This window comes from Oscillibacter sp. UBA6647, assembly GCA_002455655.1.
Taxonomy (GTDB): domain Bacteria; phylum Bacillota; class Clostridia; order Oscillospirales; family Oscillospiraceae; genus Oscillibacter.
Genome location: DKLF01000114.1, coordinates 1 through 7,282 on the forward strand (window position 1 = coordinate 1; position 7,282 = coordinate 7,282).

General features: G+C 57.2%; 4 protein-coding genes. 1 reads left to right on the plus strand and 3 read right to left on the minus strand.

The annotated features are described in order from the left end of the window. Window positions 1-869 (minus strand): 2-hydroxyacyl-CoA dehydratase (locus B2W96_RS08535; RefSeq protein ID WP_293009866.1); only part of this gene is annotated, 869 nt, incomplete at its 3' end. 3 nt (window positions 870-872) lie between these two features. After that, complete coding sequence (locus B2W96_RS08540) at window positions 873-3,815, minus strand: acyl-CoA dehydratase activase (RefSeq protein ID WP_293009867.1); 2,943 nt, start codon at window positions 3,813-3,815, stop codon at window positions 873-875. Between the two features lie 241 nt (window positions 3,816-4,056). Here B2W96_RS08540 and B2W96_RS08545 point away from each other — a divergent pair, with 241 nt between their 5' ends. Next, the gene (locus tag B2W96_RS08545) at window positions 4,057-4,626 is read left to right on the plus strand and encodes an epoxyqueuosine reductase QueH (RefSeq protein ID WP_293009868.1); all 570 of its coding nucleotides are present in this window, start codon (window positions 4,057-4,059) and stop codon (window positions 4,624-4,626) included. Window positions 4,627-4,908: 282 nt separating this feature from the next. Here B2W96_RS08545 and B2W96_RS08550 read toward each other — a convergent pair whose 3' ends face one another. Continuing rightward, entirely contained in the window at window positions 4,909-6,933 is a 2,025-nt protein-coding gene (locus B2W96_RS08550; RefSeq protein ID WP_293009869.1) for a methyl-accepting chemotaxis protein, read from the minus strand. Window positions 6,934-7,282: the final 349 nt, after the last annotated feature.

Genomic DNA, 7,282 nt, shown 5'->3' on the forward strand with positions numbered 1-7,282 from the left:
AGAACCACATCAGAAATGTGCTTTTCAAAAAAGCTTCCGCCATACAGCCGCGCCGTTTCCGAGGGGTTGTAGGCACAGTACTGCACAAAGCCCATCAGCCCCGGCAGGTTTACTTCGCAGTCCTGAGACTCCAGAAACTTCTCCAAATCGTTGTTGCCAAGGGGGGAGTATTTCACGTAGATCTCCCCCACCACGCCCACCTTCACCTTCGGTGTGCGGCGGACGGGAATTGTGGTAAAGTCGGCGGCAATCTTTGGCATCAGGGCGCGGACCTCTCGATTGGTATAGCCCTTCCCTGCCCGGATGCTCTCGCAGATGTACGTCAACCATTTTTCAAGCATCGCGTCCCCGTCGCCCCTGTTCAGCTCATAGGGAACGGTCTGGGCCCGCAAGGTCGCCAGCAAATCCCCATAGTAGATAGCCGCCATCAACTGGCGCATCAAAAGCAGCGTCATGGGGAAGCCGGAGTCCTTTTCAAGGCCCGAGAAGTTCAAACTTGCCACGGGCACCTGTCCGTAACCCGCCCGCTCCAGCGCCTTGCGCAGCAGGTGAATATAGTTGGACGCACGGCAGCCCCCGCCGGTCTGTGTGATGATGAGGGCCGTGTGGTCCAAATCGTATTTTCCGGAATCCAGCGCGTCCAAAAACTGGCCGATGACCAGTAGCGCCGGATAGCAGGTATCATTGTGGACGTATTTCAGTCCGTTTTCCGCCACCTGAGAACCGCAGTTGCCCAAAAGCTCACAGGTGTAGCCCTGATTTTCCATGGCGGCGGCCAGAATCCGGAACTGGATGGGAGCCATACTGGGAATCAGTATCTTATGGGTCTTTTTCATTTCCGGGGTAAATTTCGGATAATTCATCTCCATGGCTCAGTCCTCCTTCCGTGCGGCGTACAGCCGTCGGTCTTCCTGTTCCTCCAATGCGGCAAACAGGCTCCGCAGCCGGATACGCACCGCGCCCAAATTCGTAATTTCGTCAATTTTTAGCTGGGTATAGAGCTTTCCGCCCTCCTGCAAAATTTCCCGTGTCTCGTCGGAGGTGATGGCGTCCACGCCGCAGCCAAAGGACACCAACTGCACCAGCTCCATATCGCTGCTTTGTGTGCAGTATTTCGCGGCGGCGTACAGCCGGGCGTGGTAGGTCCACTGGTTCAGCACGGAGGTTTCAAACCGATCCACCAGTTCGGAAACAGCGTCCTCGGTCACCACCGCCGCGCCGAACTGGGTCAGCAGGGTGTCAATCCCGTGGTTCACCTCCGGGTCTGCGTGGTAGGGCCGACCGGCCAGAACGACGATGCGCCGCCCCTCTTCCCGAGCCTGCTTGATGATGCGCTGGCCCTCTCCGCGGATCTGGGCCATGTGCTTTTCATACTCGGCATAGGCCTCGTCCGCCGCCTCCCGGACCTCGCTCCGGCTGATGCCGGGGAAATACTTCTTGAGAACCCCGTGCATCTTGTGGGCAAACTCCTTGGGATGGTGAAGCCCCACATAGTCGTAGATAAATTTGACGTTTTTAATCTCAGGAGAGTTCCCGGCGATCACCTCGGGGTAATAGGCCACCACAGGACAGTTATAGTGATTGTCGCCCTTGCCCTCGTCCAAATTGTAGGTCATGCAGGGGTAGAAAATCGCGTCCAGCCCCAGGCGGCTCAGATATTGGATGTGGCCGTGGGCCAACTTTGCCGGGAAACAGGCGGTGTCGCTGGGAATGCTGGCCTGCCCCTTTAGATACAGGTCCCGGCTGCTGAGGGGACTATGGTACACGGTGAAGCCAAGACTTGTAAAAAACGCGTGCCAGAAGGGCAGCAGCTCATAGTTGTTCAGGCACAGCGGAAGGCCGATTTTTCCCCGTTTTCCGGGAACGGGCTTATAGCTTAAAAGCAGCCTGCGTTTGTATTCGTAGAGGTTCAGCAGCCCGCTGTCGGCCTTGCCGGTAACAGGACGGTCGCAGCGATTTCCGCTGAGGAAGACGGCTCCGTCGGAAAAAGTGTTGACGGTGAGCTGGCAGTTGTTGCCGCACAGGCCGCACAGTCTGCTGCGGGTATCCTGCGTAAAGCCGCGCAGGCGCTCCGCCGTCAGAAGCGTGCTTTTCCTTCCCGGCTCCGCCTTTTCCATACCGTGCAGCGCCGCGCCATACGCCCCCATCAGTCCCGCGATATCGGGGCGGATGACCTCCGTCCCCATCTCCTTTTCAAAGGCCCGCAAAACCGCCTCGTTATAAAATGTGCCGCCCTGCACCACAATGTTTCTGCCAAGTTCTTCGGGAGAGGCGGCGCGGATAACCTTGTAGATGGCGTTTTTCACCACGCTGATGGAAAGGCCCGCCGAAATGTTCTCAATGGAGGCCCCGTCCTTCTGGGCCTGCTTCACGCTGGAGTTCATAAACACCGTGCACCGGCTTCCCAGATCCACAGGCCGCCGGGCAAACAGGCCCAGCTTTGCAAACTCCTTTACGTCTCTGCCCAGCGCCTGCGCAAAGGTCTGGAGAAAGCTGCCGCAGCCGGAGGAGCAGGCTTCATTCAAAAAGATGTCGCCGATGGCTCCGTTTTCAATTTTGAAGCACTTCATGTCCTGCCCGCCGATGTCGATGATGAAATCCACATCCGGCAGAAAATGCCGCGCAGCGGTAAAATGGGCCACGGTTTCCACCACACCGAAATCCGCGTGAAACGCGGCCTTGGCCAAATCCTCGCCATAGCCCGTGGTGGTGACGGAGGCAACTTGCAGCGCCGGATGCTCGTCATACAACCGCAGCAGCACCTCCCGGATCAGGGCGGTGGGGCTGCCCTCGTTGGGACGGTAGTCCGTAAACAGCAAACGGGCCTGTTCGTCGATCACCGCCACCTTCACGGTGGTGGAGCCGGAATCAATCCCGATGTGCACCGGTTCGGCATACTCCGCACCGAAAGGAACCTGCGGAACAGACGCCCTTGCGTGCCGCGCCCGAAATGTTTCGTATTCTTCCTCGTCGGCGAACAGGGGCGGCTGGGACCGATAGGTTTCCGACGCGCCCCGCTCCCGCAGATGCCGGGCCACGTCCGCCAGATCAAATTCCTGATCAGAATACAGCGCTGCGCCAAGGGCCACGAACAAAAGGCTGTTTTCCGGGCACATGCCCGCAACGCCCAGTGTGCTGTCAAAGCTTTCCCGCAGGCATCTGGAGAAGGTCAGCGGCCCGCCCAGATACAAAACCTTTCCCTTGATGGGGCGGCCCTGTGCCAGCCCCGCGATGGTCTGATTCACCACCGCCTGATAGATGCTGGCGGCAATGTCCTCCGCCTTTGCGCCCTGATTGATGAGGGGCTGCACGTCGCTCTTGGCGAACACGCCGCAGCGGGACGCGATGGTATAGGTCTTCTCCGCCCGCAGGGCCGCAGAGTCCAGCTCCTCGGCGGTCATCTTCAAAAGCGTTGCCATCTGGTCGATAAAGGCGCCGGTCCCTCCCGCGCAGGAGCCGTTCATCCGGACTTCAAGCCCGTTTGTCATAAAGAGAATTTTAGCGTCTTCGCCGCCCAGCTCAATCACCACGTCGGTTCCGGGGGCAAACCGCCCAACCGCCACGCGGGTGGCGAACACCTCCTGCACAAAGGGGACCTCCACGCTCTGCGCCATGCCCATTCCGGCGGAGCCGGAAATGGAGAGCAGCGCCCGCCCGCCGGGAACGTGCCACTGGGCCATGCGCCGCAGCAGCTCCTCCACTTTTTCCAAAATATGGCTAAAATGGCGCTCGTATGTAGAATATATAATTTTTTCGTCGTCATCCAGCACCACGCATTTGATGGTGGTAGAGCCGACATCCAGTCCAACACGCAAAAACAGATTCCTCCTAAGAATGTCCGAACAGCGCGAAAACTCGCACCGCACCTCCTGCTAAACAGTGTTCATTCTACTCTGATTGTGTGAACTTTTCAATTGCAAAAACGTTTTCCTCCGTTAATGTTACGTTAAAAACGAACACTGGAACCATAGGAAACATCTACTCTTTTCCACGCTTTTCCACTTCCTTGCGCAAAGTCAGCAAATCTGATATACTGACATCGAGGTGACACGTTTTATGGAATCCGTTTTGCTGCACTGTTGCTGTGCCCCCTGCTCCCTCTCCTGCATCGAGCCTTTGCGGACGGAGGGACTGGAGCCCACAGCCTTCTGGTATAATCCCAATATCCATCCTTGGAAGGAATACGAAGCCCGCCGGGACTGTCTTGCGGAGTATGCGCCCAGCATCGGCATGAAGCTGATTGTGCGGGAGGAATACGGCCTGCGGGACTTTGTCTGTCACGTGGCGGGCGACATTGACCGCCGCTGCGCCTGGTGCTACGAGCACCGGGTGGAGGAGACGGCGCGCTATGCCGCCCAGAACGGATACGAGGCCTTTACCTCCACCCTTCTGGCCTCCCTTTATCAGGACCACGACGGCATTGCCCGGGCGGCGGAGCGATTTGGGAAGCAATATGGCGTTTCGTTTTTATACCGCGACTTCCGGGTCAATTTCCGTGAGGGAAATCAAAAGGCACGGGAGCTTGGCTTTTATATGCAAAAATACTGCGGCTGCGTCTTTTCGGAGGCAGACCGCTATCAAAAGCAGATTCGCCGGGACCGGGAGAAATACGCCGAGAACGTATGATTCTATGCGTCCTGTTTGCAAAAAGAAGCATGTGACGGCAAGTCCACCAAATTACAGGAACAATTCACCACATGCAAACCGAATAGGAAAATTCAAGGGTGGAAACCGGTCAATACCAGTTTCCACCCTTGAATGATATGCGTGGGAATGGCAGGCGGATATCAAAACCGCAGCCTTTGCCGTCATGAGGGGAAAGCCCTATTGGACAGTGCACGTTTTTCTGCGTATGGGCATCTCATCCACGGCTTCGGGATGCGAGTGCTTTTATGGAGCGGCTAAGGCTCAGGTACTCGATTCAGGTACGTCCTCCCGGCAATCCGGCGGCGTAATGGCGGCATCGTCCGGCAAAAGAGCATCATCCGCAGCTTCCAGCAGGCGGAATTGCCGCATCTTCTGCGCCAGAACGTCCGCCTGTTCAAGAAGGCTCTGACTGGTGGCGGCGCACTCCTCGGAAAACGCGCTGTTTGAAGCAATAGAGGACACAATCTGCGTCATGCTCGACTGCATCTCCACAGCGGCCTCCTTCTGCTTCAAGGACGCGCCGGATATCTGCTGAATCGCGCCGGTCACCTGTTTTACAAAGTCCATAATTTCGTGCAAAGCCTCTTCGGTCTTCTGTGCGTGGATGCGCCCAGCCTGCACCGATGCAACGGACTGCCCCAGCAGAGCCTGCGTGCTTTCGGCGGCCTCCGCGCTTCTCTGCGCAAGGTTGCGGACTTCCCCAGCCACCACTGAGAAACCTTTCCCCGCGCCGCCCGCACGCGCTGCCTCTATCGCGGCGTTTAGCGCGAGCACATTGGTTTGGAAGGCGATGTCCTGAATCGCACGAATCACTTCCGTAATTTTTTTTGCAGTTTGCTCCATGCCGCCGATTGCCGTCAGCATTTCTGTCATGCTTTCACCCGCACGGGCGGACTGCTGGCGCATCTGATCAAACAACGCCCCCGCAGTCTGCACGCTCTCGGTATTCGCCTTGATGCTGTCTGTGACAGCCCCGATCCGGTCGTCCAGTCTGACCATCGTTTCGGTTTCCGTGCAGGCGCGTTCAGAAATTTGTATGGAACCGGAAGAAACCTGATTGACGCCCTGATGAATGGCGGAAGCCGCCATCCCAATTTCGGAAAACACCCCGTTCAGCGACAGCAGAATGGTCTCCAAGGACGTGCCGATGGGCGCGAAATCGCCAAGGTATTCCTGCTCCTTTTTGACGGTGAGATCTCCGTCTGCGATACAGGAAAGCACGGTGGAAATTTCCGACACATAGCCGCGCAGGGAAAAAACTGTGTGTTCCAGTGCTTGCAGCAAAGCCTCCGCTTCCCTGACCGATGCATCAGTGGGGACGGGAGATTCCAAATCCCCCTGTTCAAGCTGCTGCAAGCGCGTAACCGCCGCAGCGATGGGGCGGGCAAGCGAGGACGCCGTCCGGGCAGAGAAAACAGATGAGCAAAGCACCGCCAACACCATCACCACAAGCGAAATCCAGATTGGCTGACGGCTCATGGCAAGGATTTCGTCGTAATCCTGACTGACGGCCAGCACCCACCCTTCCGCCCCGGCAATGGGCGCGTAGGCCACAAGTTTTTTGGAGCCCTCATTCGTTACAACCTCCGCCCCGGACTCCCCCGCGCACATGCGCGCAAGAAGCGCCGCCCACTCCGGCTGGGCGGCGGCGTCCACGCTCTCCGGCAGATTGACTGCCAGCATCGCGTCATCCGGATGAGAAACAATCGTGCCGCTGGGGTCCATAATAAAACCGTACCCGGTTTTGCCCATGGAAATCTGACGGATGTACTGATTAAAGTAGTCGGCAGGCAGGCTGCCGGTCACCACGCCCGTGGGGCCTATGGCCGTAATCTGCGTACCGGCCAGAATTACCGGCGCTTCTTCGCCGGGGAACAGGCCCGGCGCGGACAAAAAGGAAACGCCCGCAATGGCGCTTTGAAAGCTTTCGGTGCCCGAAATGTCCTCTCCTTCGTAGGTAACGCCGGTTTTGCTGCTGACGGAAAAAGACAAAAAGTCAGTGCCCCGCGTCCTGACCTTGAGATAGGCCCTGCGGTCGGCCGCGTCCAGCGTGGGGTCGCACACCGCTTCATCGGCGGCAACATTCTGTATCTGGTTTTTAATGGACGCAACCGCTTCTGTAATGCTCATGGAATAGGACGCCGCAAGGCTTTGGGCAAACACCTTATGGTTTTCAAGGGAATACCGCCCGATCAGCACGCAGGTGATGGCGGTAATGACGACGCAGGTGGCGACCACGTTATATGCAATCGCTTTACGGACCTTCGATTGAATGGAAACCTTCATACGTTCATTTCCTCTTTATTACTATCATATTTTTCATATATCAAACGATAGCATCCCCGTGTTTGAAGGTTATGGAGTTTATGTAAAATAAAGGTAAAGCGCATTTTGTGCCCCAAGATATGAGCCAGCCGTTCACACTTGTAAGAAGCGATCGGAGAGCACCCAAAAACGGCTCATCAGGGGTATGCGGGAAAAAAAGAAGCGGGAGACGGCAATCCGTCTCCCGCTTTTCATCTTTTCAGCATTTTACCGTTCCGTCGGGGTTGAACAGAGGCAGGGGCGCCAGATACCGGATGTCGCTCCGTGCCTGTGCGTCTCCCTCGGCAAACACCGCGATGCGGCCCGCCGT

Bases quoted from the DNA above. Each gene is read 5' to 3' on its own strand.
- B2W96_RS08545 (WP_293009868.1), top strand. From the start codon at position 4,057: ATGGAATCCGTTTTGCTGCACTGTTGCTGTGCCCCCTGCTCCCTCTCC.
- B2W96_RS08550 (WP_293009869.1), bottom strand. From the start codon at position 6,933: ATGAAGGTTTCCATTCAATCGAAGGTCCGTAAAGCGATTGCATATAAC.